Source organism: Bradyrhizobium symbiodeficiens, from assembly GCF_002266465.3.
GTDB lineage: Bacteria > Pseudomonadota > Alphaproteobacteria > Rhizobiales > Xanthobacteraceae > Bradyrhizobium > Bradyrhizobium symbiodeficiens.
Genome location: NZ_CP029427.2, coordinates 6834821 through 6856361, shown reverse-complemented (window position 1 = coordinate 6856361; position 21541 = coordinate 6834821). Strand labels below are relative to the sequence as shown.

The 21541-nt window shown below is 65.2% G+C and carries 20 protein-coding genes; 4 read left to right on the top strand and 16 right to left on the bottom strand.

Annotated elements, in window-relative coordinates; genetic code table 11:
• Positions 1–160 precede the first annotated feature (160 nt).
• On the top strand, positions 161–1354 hold the full coding sequence (locus tag CIT39_RS32395; protein ID WP_094976276.1) for an ABC transporter substrate-binding protein: 1194 nt from the start codon (positions 161–163) through the stop codon (positions 1352–1354).
• A gap of 77 nt (positions 1355–1431) precedes the next feature.
• Here CIT39_RS32395 and CIT39_RS32390 read toward each other — a convergent pair whose 3' ends face one another.
• Genes CIT39_RS32390 through CIT39_RS32375 form a run of 4 tightly spaced genes read right to left on the bottom strand, consistent with a single transcriptional unit; the run spans position 1432 to position 6032 of the window.
• Positions 1432–1818: an MAPEG family protein gene (locus CIT39_RS32390; RefSeq protein WP_094976277.1), complete on the bottom strand. Its 387-nt coding sequence runs from the start codon at positions 1816–1818 to the stop codon at positions 1432–1434.
• A 29-nt stretch (positions 1819–1847) separates the two neighbouring features.
• Positions 1848–2930, bottom strand: a complete 1083-nt coding sequence (locus CIT39_RS32385; protein ID WP_094976278.1) for a lipocalin-like domain-containing protein — start codon at positions 2928–2930, stop codon at positions 1848–1850.
• Complete coding sequence (locus CIT39_RS32380) at positions 2920–5382, bottom strand: ABC transporter permease (protein ID WP_094976279.1); 2463 nt, start codon at positions 5380–5382, stop codon at positions 2920–2922. The genes CIT39_RS32385 and CIT39_RS32380 overlap by 11 nt, the downstream gene beginning before the upstream one ends.
• Positions 5379–6032: an ABC transporter ATP-binding protein gene (locus CIT39_RS32375; protein ID WP_094976280.1), complete on the bottom strand. Its 654-nt coding sequence runs from the start codon at positions 6030–6032 to the stop codon at positions 5379–5381. Before CIT39_RS32375 ends, CIT39_RS32380 begins: the two co-directional genes overlap by 4 nt.
• A 155-nt stretch (positions 6033–6187) precedes the next feature.
• Between CIT39_RS32375 and CIT39_RS32370 the strand changes: the two genes are divergently transcribed.
• The gene (locus tag CIT39_RS32370; protein ID WP_094976281.1) at positions 6188–7522 is read left to right on the top strand and encodes an MFS transporter; all 1335 of its coding nucleotides are present in this window, start codon (positions 6188–6190) and stop codon (positions 7520–7522) included.
• Positions 7523–7580: 58 nt separating this feature from the next.
• On the opposite strand, the gene CIT39_RS32365 is transcribed toward CIT39_RS32370, so the two are convergent.
• The 11 genes from CIT39_RS32365 to soxX form a co-directional block, all read right to left on the bottom strand.
• The gene (locus tag CIT39_RS32365; RefSeq protein ID WP_094976282.1) at positions 7581–9296 is read right to left on the bottom strand and encodes an N-acyl-D-amino-acid deacylase family protein; all 1716 of its coding nucleotides are present in this window, start codon (positions 9294–9296) and stop codon (positions 7581–7583) included.
• Between the two features lie 79 nt (positions 9297–9375).
• The gene (locus CIT39_RS32360; protein ID WP_094976283.1) at positions 9376–10593 is read right to left on the bottom strand and encodes an MFS transporter; all 1218 of its coding nucleotides are present in this window, start codon (positions 10591–10593) and stop codon (positions 9376–9378) included.
• A 116-nt stretch (positions 10594–10709) separates the two neighbouring features.
• Positions 10710–10892 carry a hypothetical protein gene (locus tag CIT39_RS32355; protein ID WP_094977020.1) on the bottom strand — a complete coding sequence of 61 codons (183 nt, stop codon included), beginning with the start codon at positions 10890–10892 and terminating at the stop codon, positions 10710–10712.
• Positions 10893–10971: 79 nt separating this feature from the next.
• On the bottom strand, positions 10972–12009 hold the full coding sequence (locus CIT39_RS32350; protein ID WP_094977021.1) for an MBL fold metallo-hydrolase: 1038 nt from the start codon (positions 12007–12009) through the stop codon (positions 10972–10974).
• A gap of 270 nt (positions 12010–12279) precedes the next feature.
• Positions 12280–12738 carry a DsrE family protein gene (locus CIT39_RS32345; RefSeq protein ID WP_094976284.1) on the bottom strand — a complete coding sequence of 153 codons (459 nt, stop codon included), beginning with the start codon at positions 12736–12738 and terminating at the stop codon, positions 12280–12282.
• Positions 12735–14486 carry a thiosulfohydrolase SoxB gene (gene soxB / locus CIT39_RS32340; protein ID WP_094976285.1) on the bottom strand — a complete coding sequence of 584 codons (1752 nt, stop codon included), beginning with the start codon at positions 14484–14486 and terminating at the stop codon, positions 12735–12737. Before soxB ends, CIT39_RS32345 begins: the two co-directional genes overlap by 4 nt.
• A gap of 56 nt (positions 14487–14542) precedes the next feature.
• Positions 14543–14848: a hypothetical protein gene (locus tag CIT39_RS32335; protein ID WP_094976286.1), complete on the bottom strand. Its 306-nt coding sequence runs from the start codon at positions 14846–14848 to the stop codon at positions 14543–14545.
• Positions 14845–15708 carry a sulfur oxidation c-type cytochrome SoxA gene (soxA, locus tag CIT39_RS32330; protein ID WP_162308803.1) on the bottom strand — a complete coding sequence of 288 codons (864 nt, stop codon included), beginning with the start codon at positions 15706–15708 and terminating at the stop codon, positions 14845–14847. The genes CIT39_RS32335 and soxA overlap by 4 nt, the downstream gene beginning before the upstream one ends.
• On the bottom strand, positions 15708–16019 hold the full coding sequence (gene soxZ / locus CIT39_RS32325) for a thiosulfate oxidation carrier complex protein SoxZ (RefSeq protein ID WP_094976288.1): 312 nt from the start codon (positions 16017–16019) through the stop codon (positions 15708–15710). Before soxZ ends, soxA begins: the two co-directional genes overlap by 1 nt.
• Positions 16020–16032: 13 nt before the next feature.
• Entirely contained in the window at positions 16033–16518 is a 486-nt protein-coding gene (gene soxY / locus CIT39_RS32320) for a thiosulfate oxidation carrier protein SoxY (RefSeq protein WP_094976289.1), read from the bottom strand.
• Between the two features lie 25 nt (positions 16519–16543).
• Positions 16544–16900, bottom strand: coding sequence for a sulfur oxidation c-type cytochrome SoxX (gene soxX, locus CIT39_RS32315; protein ID WP_094976290.1), 357 nt, complete (start codon positions 16898–16900; stop codon positions 16544–16546).
• A gap of 238 nt (positions 16901–17138) precedes the next feature.
• Between soxX and CIT39_RS32310 the strand changes: the two genes are divergently transcribed.
• Positions 17139–17810, top strand: a complete 672-nt coding sequence (locus CIT39_RS32310) for a DUF938 domain-containing protein (protein WP_094976291.1) — start codon at positions 17139–17141, stop codon at positions 17808–17810.
• 203 nt (positions 17811–18013) lie between these two features.
• Here CIT39_RS32310 and CIT39_RS32305 read toward each other — a convergent pair whose 3' ends face one another.
• Positions 18014–20083, bottom strand: a complete 2070-nt coding sequence (locus CIT39_RS32305; protein ID WP_094976292.1) for a prolyl oligopeptidase family serine peptidase — start codon at positions 20081–20083, stop codon at positions 18014–18016.
• Between the two features lie 205 nt (positions 20084–20288).
• Between CIT39_RS32305 and CIT39_RS32300 the strand changes: the two genes are divergently transcribed.
• Positions 20289–21536, top strand: a complete 1248-nt coding sequence (locus tag CIT39_RS32300; protein WP_162308802.1) for an MFS transporter — start codon at positions 20289–20291, stop codon at positions 21534–21536.
• The last annotated feature ends 5 nt before the right edge of the window (positions 21537–21541 follow it).

Here is a 21541-nt window from a genome sequence, read left to right as displayed (position 1 = left end):
TGTGGCTATGGGTCCCGGATCTTCGCTTCGCTCGTCCGGGACGACACCATTTTCATGGCGACCTCCATACTAACGGCCAACGTGAAATGGATGGGCAGGCGCGGGGTTCTTCACTACTATCCGCACGATTTCAAAACAGAAAACTGCTGGGAGCTAACAGATGAAATCTGCACTTTTGGCCGCCGTCGCAACCTCCGCCCTGGTGCTGGCGGCGCCGGCGTCTGCGCAAGGCGTCAAGATCGGCATTCTCAACGACCAGTCCGGCGTCTATGCCGATTACGGCGGCAAATGGTCGGTCGAGGCGGCCAGGATGGCGATCGAGGATTTCGGCGGCGAGGTGCTGGGGCAGAAGATCGAGCTCGTCACCGCCGACCATCAGAACAAGCCTGACCTCGCGACCTCGATCGCGCGGCGCTGGTACGACGTCGAGAACGTCGACATGATCACGGAGCTGACGACCTCCTCGGTCGCGCTCGCGATCCACGAGCTCTCCAAGGAAAAGAAGAAGATCGACATCGTCGTCGGCGCCGCGACCTCGCGCCTCACGGGCGATGCCTGTCAGCCCTATGGGTTCCACTGGGCTTACGACACCCGCGCGCTCGGCGTCGGCACCGGCGGTGCGCTGACCAAGGCCGGCGGCGACACCTGGTTCTTCCTCACTGCCGACTACGCCTTCGGCTACGCGCTGGAAAAGGACACCAGCGAGATCGTCACCGCCAATGGCGGCAAGGTGGTCGGCTCGGTGCGCGTGCCGCTCAACTCCTCGGACTTCTCCTCCTTCCTGCTGCAGGCGCAGAGCTCGAAGGCCAAGATCGTCGGCCTCGCCAATGCCGGCCTCGACACCACCAACTCGATCAAGCAGGCCTCCGAGTTCGGCATCGTCTCCGGCGGCCAGAAGCTCGCCGGTTTGCTCATGACCGTGGCCGAAGTTCACGGCCTCGGCCTGCAGGCGGCACAGGGCCTGGTGCTGACGGAAGGCTATTATTGGGATGTCAACGACAAGAGCCGCCATCTCGGTGAACGCTTCTTCAAGCGCACCGGTCGGATGCCGAACATGATCCAGGCCGGCACTTATTCGGCGACGTTGAGCTATCTGAAGGCAGTCAAGGCCGCCGGCACCAAGGATCCCGACGCTGTCGCCAAGAAGCTGAAGGAGCTGCCGGTCGACGACGACTTCGCGCAAGGCGGCAAGGTTCTCGAGAACGGCCGCATGGTCCACGACATGTATCTTTTCGAGGTGAAGAAGCCCTCGGAATCGAAGAAGCCCTGGGACTATTACAAGCTGCTCGCCACCGTTCCCGGCGACAAGGCCTTCTTCACCGCCAAGGACAGTGGCTGCCCGCTGACGAAGTGACGCTCTGGTGTCCCGGACGCGCAGCAGCGTTGCACGCTGCACCGCGCCCGGGACACGAGAATGCGTGCTGCGGCGTCTCACACCAGCCGCAACACCACCGCCCCCAGCGCCCCCGCCCATAATGCGATGGCCGCGATGCCCTGGATCGCAAAGCCCGGACCGCGCTTGGCGGCCGCCTTCGAATAGCCGATGAAATAGACGATGCGGCCGATGATCCAGACCGCGCCGATCGCTGCTGCGATGCTGTCGCCGATATAGACCGCGAACAGCCAGAGCGCCGGCAGAAAGATCGGCATCCATTCCAGCGTGTTCATCTGGATGCGGAAGGCGCGTTCGAAATCCGGATGGCCCGACATTGCCGGCACCTTGACACCGGTCTTGCTGCGCAAGCGCGACACGTTGATGCAGGTGAGGAAATAAAACGCGATCGCCAGCAGCGTGACGAGAGCGGTGAAATGATACATCGCGGAATTCCTTTGAAGAGGTCGCGGCTTCAATAGCCGGTCAGCTCGAGATAGCCAACGCCGTCATGCGTCCCGGCGAAGCTGATCGGCCCCTCCCAGTAGGAGAAGCCGGTCCCCATCCAGGCTTTTGGATTGAGCGGCTTGCAGAGGATCGAGAACGATCGCGACGGGATCGCGATCTGCCATTCCACCGGCAGCTTGCGCCCGGCGACCTCCGCTGTCGCCTTCGGGATCATTTGAATGTCGCCGCCCGCGATCATCTGCGTCTCGCCAGCAGCGCTGATCCAGTTGCCGAACGGATAATCCCGGCCGTCCTTCTGCCGCAGCCGGTACAGCATCAGCTTGTCGCCGGACGCGAGATGCAGCGACAGCCAGTCCCAGCCGGTCTGATCGGTATCGAGCGGCTGGCTGCTCCATTCGCGGTCCATCCAGGCCTGGCCCGAGACATCGACCGGCTTGTCGTCGATGGTGAGCGTGCCGCGGGCGCGGTAGAACGGCTGGCTGTAATAATAGGACGCTTGGCCGCGCTCCGACTTGCGGCTGTAGCCGCGGTCGCCCTGCAGCACGACCGGACGATCGGCCTCCAGCGTCAACGCGTAGCTGAAATCGGTGCTGGACGCCTTCAGCGCCAGCGGCGCCAATGTACGATCGTCGGTGCGGTCAAAACCCTTCAGTTCCCAATCGTCGATCCAGGCATCGAACGGCTTGGCCGTGACGCCGGCCTGGCCCACGCCGCCGCGTGAAAAGACCTCGTTGAAGCGGTGGGTGTCGGCCCGCGTCACCGCGGCATGCGCCATCCACACCTGCTGATTGGCCCAGCCCTCTCCTTGCGGGCCCGGCTGCGCCGCCTGACGGAACAGCGTCCATTGCAGGCCGCAAGCCGCGCCGCTGGAATCGACGAGGTTTGCCGTCAGATACCACCACTCGATACGAAACTCCGGATGCGGTCCGTGATCGCCGGGAAATGTGAAGGTCTTTCCCGGCACGACCTTCGCAAATCCGTCCGCGCTCTCACCCAGCCCGGCATAGCCTTGCGCGCCGGCGCGGCGTGCCAGCGCCAGCGCAGCGATGCCGCCGGCGAAGGCGCGGCGCGAGATCCGATCAGCGCTCATTGGCAAACACCTTGACGAGGCTGGCCGGCTGCATCCGCGCCAGCCTTATCACCGGCAACAGCGCCGCAAGCATCGACGCGACCAACGCCACCGCGACCAGCTCGACCAGTTGCAGCGGGAATACATGGAACGGCAGCCGCCAGCCGAACGCCTTCACGTTCACGATCGCGATCAGGCACCACGCCACCAGCAGCCCGAGCGGCACCGCCAGCAGCGCCGTGAACAGCGCCACCGACAGCGTCTTGGTCAATTCGATCGCGGCAAGGTGCGGCCGCGTGATGCCGATCGCCCATAGCGGCGCAAGCTGCGGCAGGCGGGAATTCGCCAGCGTCAGCAGGCTCGTGAACAGCGCGATCCCGGCGACACCGAGCGTGAAGGCATTCAACGCCGACGTGACGGCAAAGGTGCGGTTGAAAATCCGGATCGATTCGGCCTTCACCGTGGCCTGGTCGGCGACACTGCGGTCGTCGAGCGCAAACTGTCTCTGCAAATCCGCGATCAGGCCGGGGATGTTCTCCTTGGCGACGATCAGCCCGATCCGCGTCTGCGGCGTCTGCGGAAACTGCCGGATCAACGCGGCGACGTTGACGGTCAACTGTCCCTTGGGGTTACCGTAATCGGCGTAGATGCCGACGATGTCGAGCTCCCAGCTCCCGCCCGGCGCCGGCACTTCGACGACGTCGCCGATGCGGACGTTGAGACGGCGGCTGAGCTGCTCGCTGATGAAGGCGGCATTGCCCGGCACGAGCCGGGTCCAGGCCTGCGGCGCGGCCTCCAGCAGCGGCCAGCGCTCGCGATAGAGCCCGTGATCGGGCAGGCCGAGCAATTCCACCGGCTGGCCCTGAACCTGCGTCTCGGCGCGGCCGCCCGACAGGATCGCCTGCACGTCGCTGCGCTCCTTCAGCCAGTTGCGGATCGCGACGCCTTGCGCGTTGTCGGCGGCGCTGATGTAGACGTCGGCTGCGAGCCGACCGTTGAGCCAGCCGAGGAAGGTGCGGCTGAACGTCTCCACCATGGTGGAGACCCCGACATTGACGGCGAGGGCGAGCAGCAGCGCCATCAGCGCCAGCGATAGTCCGGAGAGTTGCTGCCGGCTGTCCGCCCAGAACCAAAGCGCAAGCGGTCTTCGCGCAGCGCATTGCCCTGCGAGCAGGAGAAGTTCGAGGAAGGCCGGCAGGATCAGCGCCGCACCGAGCATCAAGGCCGCCAGCAAGCCAAAGCCTGCGATCAGCGATTCGCCATAGCCAAGCAGCAGCAGCCCGACCGCGAACACGACGCAGGCGGCAAGACTCTGCAGGACCAGCCAGCGGCGCTGCCGCTGTTGCCAGGCGCGTGGCTGCGCCGTCGCCAGCACCGGCATCCTGATCGCCTTGATCAGGCTGGTCGTCGCCGCAACGAGCGCGCCGGCAATGCTGATGCCGATCCCGGCGAACCACCATTCGGGCCGCAAGCTGAGCTGTCCCGGGATCTGCGCGCCATAGAGCCCGCGAAGCGACGCTGCGACATCAGGCAGCAACACGGCCGCGATGAAATAGCCGCAGACGAGCCCGATCAGGCCTGCAACCAGCGCCAGCGCGACGAGCTCAACCACCAGCACGCTGTTGACCAGCCGCGCCGAGGCGCCGCAGGCGCGCAAGGTGCGCAGCATCGGCAGTCGCTGCTCGAAGGCGAGCCCCACGGCCGAGTTGACGATGAAGAGCCCGACGAAGAACGACAACAGGCCGAACGCCGTGAGGTTGAGATGAAAACTGTCGGTGAGGCGCTCCAGTTCGGTCTCCGCAGTCGGTTCGATAAGTTGCAACTGGTCTCCGACGACGCGGGCCAGCGGCGCAGGCTTGCTCTTTGGTCGGCCGATCAGCAGCCGCGAAACCTGATCCGGCTTGTTCAGCAGACGCTGCGCCACGCCGATATCGACCACCAGCACGCCCGGTGCGAGCTGCGGCAGCACGCGCAGCGGCGGCAGCTTTGCGCCGTTGCTGATCGGGAGCGACGCACCTTCGGTTTCCTGCAAATCGCTCAGCGTCTCCGGTGCCACCAATGTCTGGCCCGGCGGCGCCACGAAGCTGCTCAGGTCGGAGGCGCCGAGACGCGGTGCGTTGCCGATTTCGACCGGCAGCGTCACCGGCTCGATGCCGAGCAGCCGCACCGAGCGGCCGTTGACCTGGACGCGGCCCTCCAGCGTCGGCGACACCGGCCAGCCGGCGCGGCGGAGTTTCACGTACAACTCTTGCGGAAAGGTCGCCGCGTCAGGCGCGACCAGCATCGCGGTGCGTGCGCCACCAAAGGTCGCTGCGGCGCGGTCATAGGCGGTGCGGGCCTGCTGGTTGATGGCCTGCACGCCGCTCCACAGGGCTGTCGCCGCGATCAGCCCGACCAGAAGCGTCGCGAACTGCATCTTGTGACGCCGCCAATGACTGAGCAGCACCGCAAGCACCCACAGCGCGCGTCTCATGCGATCCGCCCCGCATGCAAAGTGAGATGGCGGTCGAGCGTCGCTGCCAGATGCAGGCTATGCGTCACCATCAGGAAGCCGCAGCCGGTGCGCGCGACGAGGTCGCGCGTCAGCGCCAGCACATTCTCGGCGGTGGCCTCGTCGAGATTGCCGGTCGGCTCGTCCGCCAGCAGCAGCGATGGCTTTGTCGCCAGCGCCCGGCCGATCGCGACCCGTTGCTGCTGACCGCCGGACAATTGCTCGGGATAGCGCTTCAGGAGAGCGCCGAGCCCGAGCCGCTCGACCAGTTCCTTGGTCCAGGCCGCATCGTGACGCTCGGCGATCCGCGCCTGAAAGGCCAGATTGTCCGCGACCGACAGGCTCGGGATCAGGTTGAATTGCTGGAAAACCAGCCCGATCCGGTTGCGCCGCAAGCGGGCGCGCCCCGCATCGGACAGCGCGGTAACCTCGATGTCTTCGAGCCGGATCGTGCCGCCATCGGCGGCGTCCAGCCCCGCGATCAAATGCAGCAACGTGCTCTTGCCGCTGCCGGACTCGCCGGTCAGCGCGACGCGTTCGCCGGCCCTGAGGTCGAGATCGACGCCACGCAGCACATGCACCGGCTCGCCGGCCGAGGAGAAGGTCTTGGAGAGATTCTTGATGCTCAACACGATGAATGGCGCCGGGCGGAATTAGCGGAATTGCTGCGTAGCACACTTGCTGCGGAAATGCCGGGTTGCGTTGGTCTCGAAGCCGTTGTTAGCTCCCAAGACGGCCAAATCAAAAAAGTGCCAAAAGCCAAAAAAGACATCGATGGGGGAGAATCATGAGCGTTGAGCGAACGACGGAGGTGGCCGGCAAAACGATCGGCACCAAGGCAACGCCGAAGGGCGCCTGGACCGTCACGTTTCTCCTCTTTCTCTTCATGGTCGTGAACTTCGCCGACAAGATCGTCGTCGGTCTCGCCGGCGTGCCGATCATGACCGATCTGAAGCTCAGCCCGGAGCAGTTCGGCCTGCTCGGCTCCTCGTTCTTCTTCCTGTTCTCGATCGCCGCCATCGTGGTCGGCTTCATCGTCAACAAGGTGCCGACGCGCTGGGTGCTGCTGGCGCTCGCCGTAATCTGGGCGCTGGCGCAGTTTCCGATGGTCGGCACCGTCTCCTTCACCACCCTGTTGATCTGCCGCATCGTGCTGGGCGCCGGTGAAGGCCCGGCCTTCTCGGTCGCGGCACACGCGATCTACAAATGGTTCCCCGACGAGAAGCGCACGCTGCCCACCGCGCTCCTGTCGCAGGGCTCGGCCTTCGGCGTGATCCTGGCGGTGCCGGCGCTGAACTGGGTCATCGTCAATCATTCCTGGCACTATGCCTTTGGCGCGCTCGGTATCGTCGGTCTGATCTGGGTCTGTGCCTGGCTCGCGCTCGGCAAGGAAGGCCCGCTGGAGGACACGCAGGTCCTGGCCGCGACCGAGCAGAAGATCCCTTACTTGCAGCTCCTCACCTCGCGCACCTTCGTCGGCTGCGTCGCCGCGACCTTCGGTGCTTATTGGGCGCTGTCGCTCGGCCTGACCTGGTTCACGCCGTTCATCGTCAAGGGCCTCGGTTTCTCGCAGAGCCAGGCCGGCTTCATCTCGATCCTGCCCTGGGTGTTCGGTGCCACCATTGTCATTCTCACTGGCTGGATCTCGCAGGTGATGATGGCCCGCGGCTACAACACCCGCGTGGCGCGCGGCGTGCTCGGTTCGGTGCCGCTGGTGCTCGGTGGGCTGATCCTGGCGATGATGCCGCATGTCCAGGGCGCAGGCCTGCAGATCGCACTGCTCGTGGTCGGCTCGGGACTGTGCGGGGCGATCTACGTGGTCTGCCCGCCGATGCTCGGCGAGTTCACGCCGGCGTCGCAGCGCGGCGCGATCCTCGCGATCTACGGCGCGCTCTACACGCTGGCCGGAATCATCGCGCCGGCCGTGATGGGAGCAATGATCCAGCGTGCCGGCAGCATGATCGACGGCTACATGACCGGCTTCACCATCAACGCCGTGATCATGGTCGGCTCCGGCCTGCTCGGCCTGCTGCTGCTGTGGCCGAACACGGAAAAGGCCAGGCTGACCCGCGGTGCGGCTCCGCAAGGCGCAGCGCTGAAGGGCGCGGTGTCGCCGACGTAAGGGGGCTCTGGCTCTCTCTTACCCTCCCCCTTCAGGGGAGGGTAAGGCGATTGCCTCGCTAGTTAACCCCCTGCGCCCCACGAATCAGCTTCCCTGGCCGTCGTCCTGTCGCTTCACCGTGCCGACGCGTCACCACGCCCGAGACGATCGTGGCGTCATAGCCGTCGACGTCCTGCAACAGCCGTCGCCCACCCACCGGCAGATCGTAATGCACCTTCGGCGGATGCAGATGCAGCCGGTCATAATCGATCACATTGAGGTCGGCCTTGTAGCCCGGCGCAATCAGCCCGCGATCGGTGAGGCCGACCGACAGCGCGGTTTTGCGCGACTGCGCCGCGACCACGAACGGGATCGACAGCTTCTCGCCGCGCCTGCGGTCGCGCGTCCAGTGTGTCAGCAGATAGGTCGGGAAGCTGGCGTCGCAGATGATGCCGCAATGTGCGCCGCCGTCGGACAGGCCCGGGACCGATTGCGGGTCGATCAGCATTTCGCGCGTCGCATCGAGATTGCCGTCGGCATAATTGAGGAAGGGCACATAGAGCATGCCGCGGCCCTCGTCCGACAGCATCGCTTCATAGGCGAGCTCTTCCGGCTGGCGTCCCTGCCGCCGTGCCTGCGGCCCCAGCGCGTTCTCCGGCGGCTGCTCGTAATCGGGGGGATCGCCGAGCAGGAACATCTTGTCGTAGTTGGGCCGGAAGAACAGCGGATCGTCGGTGGCGGTCGCTGTCTCGCTCAGGATCGCCTTGCGCACCTCCGGTTGATGCAGCCTCGTCAGCCGCTCCTTCAGCGGCAGATGCGCGATCGCCTTATAGCTGGGATGAGTCTGGAACGGGTTGCGCGACAGCTCGAGCCCGAGCAAGAGACCGACGGGGCGCGCCGCGATCTGCGCTGTGATGGAGAGGCCGCGTTTGGCGGCCGCGTTGATCTCGTCGAGCGTCTGGCGCCAGCGCTGCGGCGCCTTGTCGTTCTGCGTGATCGAGAACGAGATCGGGCATTTCGTGCTATCTGCGACCCGCAGCATCATCGGCAGGTCCTCGTGGATGGTGGAGAGGTCGAGCACGAATTGCAGCACGCTGCGGCCCTCACGATGCATCGCGCCGGCGATGGCGGTGAGCTCGTCCTCGCCGGCCTTCAGCGTCGGCGTGAAATCGCCGGTCGAGGTGCGGTGGTTGAGCGTGCGCGACGTCGAGAAGCCGAGCGCGCCGGAGCGGACCGCTTCGCCCGCCAGCTTCGCCATCGCGGCATTGTCCTCGGCAGTCGAGGGATCGCGGCGCGCGCCGCGCTCGCCCATGACATAGACCCGCAGCGCCGCATGCGGCAGCTGTGCGCCGACATCGATGTCGAAATCGCGCTTCGAGAGCCAGTTCATGTAGTCCGGAAAGCTCTCCCAGGCCCAGGGAATGCCTGCGCTCAGGACAGGCTCGGGAATGTCCTCGACGCCTTCCATCAGCTGGATCAGCCTTGTGTGATCGGCCGGCTTGCAAGGCGCGAAGCCGACGCCGCAATTGCCCATGATCGCGGTGGTGACGCCGTTCTGCGAGGATGGTGTGATATCCTGGCTCCAGGTGACCTGGCCGTCGTAGTGGGTGTGCACGTCGACGAAGCCTGGCGTGACGAGCTTGCCGCGCGCGTCGATTTCCTCGCGGCCCTTGGCCGAGATCTTGCCGACTTCGGTGACCTTCCCGCCGCTGATGGCGACATCAGCCTCGAACAGCTCGCCGCCGCGACCGTCCGCAACGGTGCCGCCGCGGATCACGAGGTCAGGATTGCTCATGGTGCTTCTTCCCGGTTGTTGTTTTGCTTGGGCGCATTTTCGGGTGCGCAGTCGCAGTGTCAACCGCGGGGAAGTGCGCTCAGGGTTGCGTTGCAGCCTTGGCCGGCTTCCGTTCCGTGAACGGCGACAGCAGCACGGTCGCGACCATGAAGATCACCGACGCGCCGAACACCCAGTGCGGCGCGCTCTGGTCCATGATCCAGCCGAACAGCAGCGGCGAGACGATGCCGCCGAGGTTGAAGCCGGTGGAGACGATGCCGAAGGCGCGTCCCGCGGCGCCTGCCGGCGCGGCATTGCGCACCAGCATGTCGCGCGAGGGTGCGATCACGCCGGAGAGGAAACCTGCAGCGGTCATGGTCGCGGTCAAGGCCCAGCCCGGCAGCGTCACCAGCGCGATCAGCAGCACGATCGCCGCGTTCGCGGCAAAGCAGGCCGCGGCGACATAGCCATGGCGTTCGGTGTGATCGGCAAGGAAACCGCCGGCCAGCACGCCGGCGGCGCTGGCGCCGAGGAACGCGGCCAGCGCGACGTTGGCGATCGAATAGGAGGTGCCGTAGCCGCTCATCAGCGCCACCACGCCGAAATTGTTGATGCCGGCCACCGACAGGCTGAGCAGCATGAATAGAGCGGTCAGCGTGATCAGCGCCGGGGTGATGACGGCCTGCTTCGGCGCGTTCTCGTGGCCCGGCTTCTTCTTGTGGGCGCCGGCCTCGGGGATGCCGATGGCCACCAGCAGCAGCGCCACCAGAATGGCGATGGCGCCGGATGCGATCAGCGCGCCGACCCCGCCCGACACGATGACGAGCGCGGCGATGATCGCCGGCGTCACCGCGCCGCCGAGATAGCCGGCAAAGGTGTGAATCGAGAAGGCGCGGCCCATCCGCGCCTCGTCCATGTGCTCGGCCAGGATGGCGTAATCGGCGGGGTGATAGACGCTGTTGGCGAGCCCGAGCAGCACGGCGCAGGCGATCAGCGAAGCGTAGCTCACATGCAGGCCGAGCAGGATCAGCGCGCAGCCGCCGAGCACCAGCCCGATCAGCAGGATTTTGCGCGCACCGAAATGGTCGACGAGATAGCCGGTCGGCGCCTGCGTCAGGCCGGAGACGACGGCAAGCGTGGTCAGCGAGAAGCCGAGCTCGACATAGCCGACGCCGAGCTTGTCCTTGAGGAACGGGAACAGCATCGGCAGGACCAGCAGATGGAAATGGCTGACCCAATGCGCGATCGAGATTCCGGACAGCGTGCGGAGCGCGCTGTCCGCCTTGCCTTGCTGCGGTGCGGCAAGAATGTCGACCATTGCAGTTTCGGTTTCACTCCCTGGAAGGCGCGCAAACTATCGGGGAGAGCGGTTATTTGTCCACGAACGCAGGCGCATGGCAGCTAGTGCGCATGGGGGCGCCCCGTCGGGCCCCCTCACAACGGCTCGTCATCCGGGCCATAGCGGTCGCGCTTGGGCGTTGCGATGTCGCCGTCCTCGTAGTCGTCGTCATCGAGAGGCGGCGGAGGTGTCTTCACCTTGCCTTCCGCCGGCTTCTTCTCGGCGATCTTGTTCTCGGCGACCTTGGGCGGCTCGCTTGGTTTGCAGATCCTGGTCATGCCTTGTCCCGGATGGTGATGCTTCATCCGATCCTACCCGGAACATATGTGCAGTTTCTGACCTATCGCAAGCAGGCCGTCAGTGCACCAGCGGCCCGCCTGCCTTCTTCCAGGCGTCCACGCCGCCGGCGATGTGGGCGGTGTTGGACAGGCCGGCCGCCTTGGCGGCAGCCACCGCCATCGCCGAGCGCTCGCCGAACGCGCAGAAGAACACGATGCGGCGGCCGGTGGCGGCGGCGACCTCGCGCAGCATGCCGCCCGGTTTGAGGCTTTCCTCGACGGACGGATAGGGCGTATGCAGCGCGCCTTCGAGCATGCCGTGCTTCATCCGCTCGTTGGCTTCGCGCAGATCGACCAGCAGCATGTCGGGCCGGCCGAGGACGCGGATCGCCTCGACCGCGCTGAGCGCACGCCCTTCCTTCTCCAGCTCTTCCTGATGCAGGCCGACATGCATGTTGGCGGGCACCGCCACGTCCATCATCTTCGGGTTGGGCAATTTCAGGTTTGCCATCAGCTCGATATATTCGTCGACCGAGCGTACCTGGAGCCGCGGGTTGTAGCGCTTCTCCTCGCCGATGGTGGAGACGGTGTCGCCCTTGTAGTCATGCGCCGGGAACACCATCGTCTCCTCCGGCAGCTTGAGCAGCCGGTTGAAGATCGAATCGTACTGCGCACGCGAAGAGCCGTTCTGGAAATCGGTGCGGCCGGTGCCGCGGATCAGCAGCGTGTCGCCGGTGAAGACGCGATCGCCCATCAGATAGGAATAGGAATCGTCGGTGTGGCCCGGGGTGTACATCACGTCGAGCGACAGGCCCTCGATCGTCACCTTGTCGCCCTCGGCGACCCGCATCGCCACCACGTCGGCCTTGGTCTGGTCGCCCATCACGGTCATGCAATGGGTGCGGTCGCGCAGCTCACCGAGGCCGGTGACGTGGTCGGCATGCAGATGGGTGTCGACCGCCTTGACCAGCTTGAGGTCGAGCTCGCGCAGCAATTGGCAGTAGCGATCGACCTTCTCCAGCACGGGATCGAGGATCAGCGCCTCGCCGCCGGGGCGGCTGGCAAGCACGTAGCTGTAGGTACCCGAAACGCTGTCGAAGAGTTGGCGGAAGATCATGGCAGCACCCGGCATGGAACTGATTTCGAGGATTCTACTACGCCCGGGGCCAGAAAGAGAAGCAATTCACTGTGTGGACCATGAAGTTTGGAAGATTTTGTTTTGCGTGAACGCGCCCCACCCGCCCCGTCATCGCCCGCGAAAGCGGGCGATCCAGCAGTCCAGAGGCCGTAGTGGGATACGGAAAAGCCGCGGCGTACTGGATTCCGCGCTTTCGCGGGAAATGACACCGGGTCTGTCGCGGCGGTGTGCCAAAAGCTCAGGACAGCCTTACGGCCTCACCACCGTATACCCGTTCTCCGCCAGGAACAGGATCTGCCCGACGCCCACCTGCACCGGTGTCGCGGCGGGGATGAAATCCGGCCGCTTGCCGGTCTCGCGTTCGATCGTATCGACCGTGTTGAGGCAGATGTCGAACCGCACGCCCTGCGCGATCAGGCTTTCGACCTGCTTGCGGCGCTCGCTGCCGGACAGCAGGAGGTCGATGCCGGGCCCGAACGTCACCACTTCGATCGCGATCTTGTCGGGAGCGTAGGCCTTCAGAAGATTGTTGGCGACGCTCAGCACCAGCGCTTGCTTCTTCGCATCGCCGTCGGAGAGCTGCAGCACGATTCTGTGCTCCGCGAACGGCTTGTCCTGAAGCGGCACCTGCTGCGCCGAGGTCGGCGAAATCGCGGCTCGGACCAGCAGCGCCAGCATCAGCGCAAATGAGATCTGCGCTCGCCTCATCCCTGTCCCGCAATGCCCGGATTGTCCTCGACGCCCCTCAGCGTCACGCCGGAGCCGAGCCGCTCCTGAAACATCCGGCCCGAGCGCAGATATTTGCCGACGACATCCCACACCGGCGCGCCCTGCTGGCCGTTGACCGAAGCCCAGCCTGCGACCTTGTAGCGGTGGTGGGCGCTGAGCGCCTTGCCGCTATTGAGCTTCAACTCCGAGATGCGGCCGCCGATAGCGCCCGTCGGCGTGCAGGTATAGCTGAGCCCGCCGGTGCGCACCATGTCGCCGCCCTGCTGGTAATAGGGGTCGGCATTGAAGAGGTTGTCGCAGACGTCTTCCAGCACGTCCTTGATCTGGGCGCCCGTCATCTCCTGCACGTAGGTCTCAGGATAGGTGATCGCGGTCTCTGCGAGCAGATCCTCCATGGTCAGCGGCTGGCCTGACAGCGCGGTAATGCCCCAGCGGAACCCCGGCGACAGCGCGATCTCGGCATCGAGCTCGGTGCGCAGCGCGGTGCAGATCAGCTCGTCGACCGGCCCGGAGAAATTGCCGCGGCGATAGAGCAGGCGGTCGGGTGTTGCGATCTTCTCCGACCAGTCGGTCACGTGCGGCGCGCGCAGCCGGCCGATCAGCTCGGCCATGGCGGGATCGGGCTTCAGCAGCTCGGAATAGACCGGCAGCAGGCGATAACGAACGTCGCCGACCTTGCCCTTGTCGATCGCAAGGTCGAGCACCGCGAGGAATTTTCCGTTGGAGCCGGCATTGGTGACGAGCGTGGTGCCGGCGGCGTTCTTCACTGGCATCGGCTGCGGCACGGCGTCATGGGTATGGCCGCCGAGAATGACGTCGATGCCGGTGACGCGACTTGCGAGCTTGAGGTCGACATCCATGCCGTTGTGCGACAGCAGAACGACCGCATCGACCTTGTCGGCGCTGCGCAAGGCATCGACATGCTTCTGCAATTCCTCCTCGCGGATGCCGAAAGTCCAGTCCGGCGTGAACCGCTTGGGATGGGCGATCGGCACGTAGGGGAAAGCCTGGCCGACGATTGCGATCCGATGACCGCCGATCTCCTTGACGACGGAGGGCTTGAACACGCGCCCGGTCGCCTTGTCGAAGGCGGTTGCGTCGTTGAACGCGGCTTCCTCGGTCAGGAACACGTTCTGTGCCAGGAACTCGCCCTTGAAGCGCTCCAGATTGTCGCGCAGCACCTGCTCGCCATAGGTGAACTCCCAATGCCCGGTCATCGCTTCGATGCCGAGCAGATTGGCGACCTCGACCATGTCGCGACCCTGCATGACGTTGGCAAGCCCGGTGCCCTGCCAGAGATCGCCGCCGTCGAGCAGCAGCGAACGCTTCTCGCCGACCTCGTCGCGCAAACGATCGACTAGCGTCTTCAGATGGGCAAAGCCGCCGAGCTTGCCGAAGCGGCCCGCGGACTTGTCGAACTCGAGACAAGTGAAGGCATAGGCATCGGCGCTGTCGGGGCGGATGCCGAACCGGTCAAGGAAGGCGCGGCCGACCAGATGCGGCGGTCGCCCCGCCATCTCACCGATGCCGATATTGACACTGGGTTCGCGGAAATAAACCGGGTTCAGCTGCGCATGCGTGTCGGTGATGTGCAGGATCCGCGCATTGCCGAACTTTTCGAGGTCGTAAATGCTCGCCGTCTCGGTGCCCCGCGCAAGCCGCGGCAGACCGAGCGATGCAGCGGCAAGGCCCGCGCTCTTCAGGAAATCACGGCGGCGGATCGCCATCCAAAAAATTCTCCGCGCCCTCAACGATCGCAAGACGGTTCCACTTAAGGCCCAGTCTAGCGGATTTCCATCGCTTTCCAGGCTTCTTTTTCGGTCGTCGCCTGGAAGATCGACGCTTTTGCCAGCGCCTCGGCTTCCCTGGCTGCGGCTGTGGCGCGGTCGAAATCGCCGCCATCCGCCGCTTTCCTGGCCGCGGTCAGCGTCGCGACGGTGGTGGTCCACTGGTTGCGCAAGCCGGCAGCCTCCTTCGATGCGGCTTCGGCGGTGGCGTAGGCCGCCTTGTAATCCGCTTCATTTGCCGCGCGCGCCGCTGGCGCGAGGCTCAAGGCCAGCAGCATGGCGAGGGGAAGTGACCGCTTCATGGCCGCGCTCCCGGGCCTGAGATCGGCAGGCCGTTGGCGACGTAGGACAGGAAATATTCGACGTCGCGGTATTCGTCCGACTGCGGCTCCAGCGGAACCGCGCGGGTCTGGCTGTTGCAGGTGACGAAGCGGCGGCTGATGGTGCCCATGCCGCTCCATTCGGAGCGGTAGATTGGCATCGCGTTGAGAATGCCGAGCGCCGGCGCCAGGACCTCGGCACGGATGCGCTCGCCCGGGCTCTGCACATGGCAGCTGGCGCAGGAGAAGTTCATCTGGCCGCGCCGCGTGTAGAAATAGCGCTTGCCGTTCTCGAACGCCGCGAGCGCGCGCGGGTCGTCGGGAATCCTGATGTCCATCGGCTTGCCGCGCGAGGTGAAGGCCATGTAGGCGGTGAGCGAGGCCATCTCGTCCTTGACGTAGGAATAGGGTTGTTCGCCATTGGCCTCGCGGCAGCGGTTGAGCGCGAGCTCCAGCGTGACGACCTTGCCCTCCTTCTCGTCGAAGTAAGGATAGTTCTGGCGGACGCCGACGCCGCCATTGGGGAAGCAATCGGCATAGGTCTTGCCGTTCTTGAACGGGGTCGCGAACATCTCCTTGCCGGCGTCGAGCGCGAATTCGTAAGGCGGGAATTCTTCCTTCTCCTGCCACTGCCGCTTCATGTCCGCGTTCATGGAATACGGACCGTTGACGAAGTCCTCGTGCTTCACGTCAGGAAATTTCTGGAAGAAGAAGCTTTGGAACGCCTTGGCGTCGGCAACGGGATCGACCTTGTCCGCCGCGACGACGCGCGGCGAGGTGAGGGCGAACGCTGCGAGAGCGGCGCCGAGCGAGCCAAGCAGCAGGGCGGATCGGGTCTTCATCACGCGATTTTCGCGGTGGTCGTATCCGACGCACCCTTGTTGTCGGTCCAGGAGATCTTGAGGTCGTCGCCCTTCTTGGCGCCCTTGAAGCTGAACTTGACGTAGGGGTCCTTGGAGACCGCGGTACCCCAATCGGCGACGAAGACGTCCTTGCCGTTACATTCGAATGTCAGCTGCTGGATGTAGTGTGCCGGGATCACCTCACCCTTGGGATCTTTGACCAGGCCGGTATCCATGGGGTGCTGGATCAGCGCCTGCACCTCGGTGATGTCGCCATTGGATGTTGCGCGCACGCGAATGCTTGATGCCATCGGACCGATCCTCCTAGCCGCCGCAGCCGCCGACGGTGACCTTCACTTCCTTGGTCGCGCTGTAGAGCTTGCCGTCAGCCTCGACGATGGCGACCAGTTTGGTGGTCTTGGCCATCTTCAGCCGGTTGGCGACGCCCGGAATGGTGCCCTCGGCGATCTTGTAGGATGCGGCAAGCGCGAACGGGTTCTCGGTCACGAAGAACGAGATCGAGCTCACCTTGTCGAGAGTCGTCGTCACCGACACCGGGACCACGCCGCCATTCTCGGCGATCTCGGGCGCATCCAGCTTGACCTTGTCGGAGGGCTCGGCGTTCCTGCCATAGAGCGCCTTGATCGCGTCGGCCTCGTTCTTCTGCTTGAAGGCCTCTTCCGGATATTTGTCATTGGCCGCGGCACGCGCGGGCGCGAATGGCAGATTGCCAAGGCCGAGCAGGGCGACGGAGGCCGCGCCCTGAAGGATCAGGCGCCTTGTCGCAAGCGGGCCGCTGGTCGTGGTCATCTCAAATCTCCTGGGCAGCCGGCCGTTATAGGGTTTGCAGGAAATCGACGATCGCGCTGATCTCCTGTTCGGTCAAAATCCGGTTCCGGCCGAACGGCGGCATCATGGTCTGCGGGTTGCGCTTGGTCTCGTCGAAGATGATCGCGGTGAGTTCGCTGCGATCGGGGTATTTGGTCTTGAGGTCCCTCAGTTCCGGCCCGATCGTTCCCGGCAGGTCGCCGCCCTTGATGACATGGCAGGTCAGGCAATTGCCCTTGCCGCGATCGAAAGCGAGCTTCTGGCCGTCGGCGACAGCGGATTGTGCCCGCGCCGGAGCCACAGCCGCTCCGGCGGAGAGGACCAGCGCCACCAGGACGGCAAGCTTGCAAGGAAAGGCGGTCAAGGCATCGTCCCAAGCGTTATGTCGATGATCTCGTTTGCGGAAATATAAGCGTTCCAAAGCACAAAGGGCATCGCCTGACAATCAAGACTATGCTTGCGGCAAAATGGAGTTAATATCCTCCGCATTGCAACCGGCGAGATAAAGTTCGTTCATCTAACGGGGCGGTATTAGCAAATTATTCCAGGGGCGTTTGGCCCTTCTTGCCGGCTTTTCTGTTTCGCATTCATTGGGGACTCACTTGACAGAATATGTCGTCGAATTTGGCAGGGACGGCGGACGGGTCGAGCCGGACGGGCGGCTCGATGCTCCGGCATTTCATCGCAATCACGAGCCGCTATGGACGGCGCTGGAAAAGCACCTCGCCGGGATGACCGGCGACGTGGTCGAACTCGGCAGTGGAACAGGCCAGCACGTGGTCCATTTCGCTCGCCATACGCCCGGCCTGATCTGGTGGCCCAGCGACCTCAACCAGCGCCACCTCAAGAGCATCGAAGCCTGGCGCGTCTATGCGGGCCTGCCAAACATCCGCAGCCCGCTGCGGATCGATCTCACCGATCCCGGCTGGTGTCAGGAGATGAAAAGCGGGCAGGCGCCGACGAGCCTTGCGGCCGTGTTCTGCGCCAATGTCATCCACATCGCGCCCTGGGCGGTGGCCGAGGGTCTGTTCGCCAGCGCCGGCCGCTACCTGCGACCCGACGGCAAGCTGTTCCTCTACGGCCCGTTCAAGCGCGACGGCAAGCACACCGCGCTCAGCAATGCGGTGTTCGACACCTCGTTGCGTGAAGGCAATCCCGATTGGGGCGTGCGCGACATCGGCGATGTCGAGATGCTCGCGAAGGCCGCGGATCTTCGCCTCGTCGATTCCATCGACATGCCCGCGAACAATCTGACGTTGGTGTTTGCGCGGTAGCTACGCGGCAGGTGCGCTCCCTCCCCCGCTTGCGGGGGAGGGCTGGGGAGAGGGTGTCTCCGCAACGGGACAATCCCCCAGAGGAGAGAACCCTCACCCGGCGCGCGGGACGATGCTTCGCATCGCCCGGGCGCGCCGACCTCTCCCGCAAGCGGGCGAGGTGCACCGCCTGTTGGGCTCGTGCTCGGCAAATCAAGACTCAATCACGTCTCGCCATCCCGCCACCCGATCTTCTCCTTCAAGAACCGATAGCCGAGCACCTCGAAGCCGGCGCGCTCCTTGTTGTCCTTGCCGTAGCCGTGGCCGCCGGCTTCCGGCTCGTAGAACCAGGCCTCGTAGCCCATGGCCTGCAGCTTCGCCGCCATCTTGCGGGCGTGGCCGGGATGCACGCGGTCGTCACGCCGCGTGGTGGCGATCAGGATCGGCGGATAGGATTGGCCAGCCCTTACGTTGTGATAGGCCGAGTAGGTCTTCAGCCACTCCCAATCTTCCGCCTTGTCGGGATCGCCATATTCCGCGATCCAGCTCGCGCCCGCGAGCAGCTTCGTGTAGCGGCGCATGTCGATCAGCGGGATGGTGCAGAACAGAGCGCCGAAGCGCTCGGGATAGCGCACCAGCATGTTGGTGATGAGGATGCCGCCGTTCGATCCGCCCTGTGCCGCGATCCGTCTTGGGTTCGTCACGCCGCGCCGAACGAGATCGGCGGCGACGGCAGCGAAATCGTCATGCGAGAGTTTCTTGCCGGCGAGCCGGCCAGCATCGTGCCAGCGCGTGCCAAACTCGCCGCCGCCGCGCAAATTGGCCTGCACAATGGTGCCGCCGCGCTCCAGCCACAGCTTGCCGAGCGAGGAATTGTAGTACGGCTTCACCGAATGTCCGAAGCCGCCATAGGCGCTCATATAGACCGGCGCATCGCCCGTCTCGCCTCGCGGGCCGGTCTGGACATAGGGAATGCGCTCGCCGTCAACAGAGATCGCTTCGTGCTGCGTCACCACGAGCCCGTCGGCGGTGAACGTCTTCGGCGCCTGCTTCAGCACGACCGGGCTTGCGACGCCGCGTTCGATCAACAGCAGCGACGGCGGGGTCAGCGGATCCTGCACATTGGCGAGCAGATCGCCGTTGCTCTCGGATGGATGACGATCGAGCGGCCAGACGTCGACGACGCCGATCTCAGGCAGGCCGGGAAGCGTCGAGCGGCTCCAGCCGGTCGCGGATGGCGTGCAGATCTCGAAGCGCGGGCGCAGCTCGTCGAGGATCGACAGCACGAGCTTGCCCGCCGCCCAGAACAGGCCTTGCAAGGCGCGCCGCGGCGCCGGCTCGAACAGAACCGAAAAATCGCGGCTGCCGTTGAGGAACGCCGACAGCGAGATGCCGAGCACGGTGTCGGTGGCGTAGGTCCGCCCCTGCACGGCCCAGTCCTTGCGGAGCTTCATCGCGAACCAGTCGCCATGGGCCTGCAGCCAGATCCCGGTCGGCAGATCGAGTTTCGTCATGTGACCGACCGCATCGCGCAGCCAGACCGCGTGATTGAAGAAGTCGATCTGCTCGACGATCCAGACCCGCGGCTCAGGTCCGGTGTCGTCGGCGCTGCCATAGATCATCATGTGATCGGCGGTGGTCTCGATGATCACCTCAGCCTGATCGACCGGCTGGCCACGCCGCCACAGCCGAACTGTCCGTGCATAGCCGGAGCTCGTGACCATGCCCTCGCCATGGGCGCTCGATAGCAGCAGCGTATCGGCATCGAGCCAGTCCGCGCCGCCCTTGGCTTCCGGCAGCGTAAAGCCGTCCGCCACGAAGCTCTTCGTAACGAGGTCGAATTCCCGCAACGTGACGGCGTCGCTGCCGCCGCGCGACAGGCTCAAGATGGCGCGCGGGCTTCCCGGAATCGTGGCGATCCCGCTCAGCAGCCAATCCTCGCCTTCGCGCGCTGCGAACTCGTCGATATCCAGCATGGTCTCCCACGCAGGAGCAGCCTTGCGAAACTCGGTCAGCGTGGTCCGCCGCCACAGGCCGCGCGGGTTGGTAGCGTCCTTCCAGAGATTGTGCAGGTCGGTGCCGCGCCGGCTGACATAGGGAATGTTGTCGGAGCGATCGTAGATCGACGCGAGAATGTCGCGGTCGTGCTCGAAGGCCTTGCCGCCGAACGCCGTGAGCGTCAGCTGATTCTGCCGCGCGACGAAATCGAGCGCCTGCGTGCCCTCGATCTCCTCCAGCCACAGAAAGGGATCGTCGTCGGGAGCGCTGAGCGTGGGCCTGGCGTCGACGGTCATGAACGAAACTCCGAAAAATGGCGGCATAGGATTTGATCGAGCGCAAGCCGTCAAGAGCGCGGCCCGCTATCATCGCACCGATTGCGTCAGAGGCATGGCCTGCGCCCGTTTGCGCCGGTTGCCCGGCCACGCGCGTCCCTCCATAGTGCCGGGAATCAACAAAGCCCTTGAGCTCCTTGATAGTCCCCTCGGGGCGGAAATGCCGATGCTTGACGTGACGTCTGCCCATGAGATCGCCGCCGACGCCCGCGTGCGCGCCAATGTGGTGCGCCTGGCCGCAGCCCAGGCGCTGACCGGCGCCAACTCGGCCGTGATCTTCGCCACCGGCGCCATCGTCGGAGCCACGCTCGCGCCCGACATGTCGTTCGCGACCGTGCCGATCTCGATGTATGTGGTCGGACTCGCGGCCGGCACGCTGCCGACCGGCGCGATCTCGCGCCGCTTCGGGCGCCGCGCGGCCTTCGTCATCGGCACCGGCCTCGGCACGCTCACCGGCCTGCTCGGCTCGTTCGCGATCCTGCACGGCTCGTTCGCGCTGTTCTGCATCGCGACCTTCCTCGGCGGCCTCTACGGCTCCGTGGCGCAGTCCTACCGCTTCGCCGCCGCCGACGGCGCCAGCGCGGCCTACCGGCCCAAGGCGGTGTCCTGGGTGATGGCGGGCGGGGTGTTCGCCGGCGTGCTCGGTCCGCAGCTCGTGCAATGGACCATGGATGTCTGGCAGCCCTATTTGTTCGCCTTCAGCTTTCTGGTCCAGGCCGCCGTTGCACTGATCGCGATGGGGATCGTCGCCGGCGTCGACATGCCCAAGCCCGCGCCGGCCGATCTGCATGGCGGCCGGCCGCTGCTCACGATCGTGACGCAGCCGCGCTTCATCGCCGCGGCGCTGTGCGGCATCATCTCCTATCCGATGATGAATCTGGTGATGACTTCGGCACCGCTCGCCATGAAGATGTGCGGCCTGTCCGTCTCCGATTCCAATTTCGGCATTCAATGGCACATCGTCGCGATGTACGGGCCGAGCTTCTTCACCGGCACGCTGATCTCCCGCTTCGGCGCGCAGAAGGTCGTCGCCGCCGGCCTGCTGCTGGAGGCCGGCGCCGCCGGCATCGGCCTCTCGGGTCTCACCGCGATGCATTTCTGGGCCACGCTGATCGTGCTCGGCGTCGGCTGGAATTTCTCCTTCATCGGCGCCTCCGCGCTGGTGCTGGAGACGCACCGCTCGCAGGAGCGTAACAAGGTGCAGGCCTTCAACGATTTCCTGGTGTTCGGCATGATGGCGATCGGCTCGTTCTCCTCCGGGCAATTGCTCGCCAACTATGGCTGGTCGGCGGTGAACCTGGTGGTGTTCCCGCCGGTGATTCTCGGCCTCGTCGTGCTCTCGCTGGTCTCCTGGGCCCGCCGCCGCAAGGCGCGGCTGGAGGCGGCGATGGGCGAGTTCCCGGACGCGATTTGACTGGC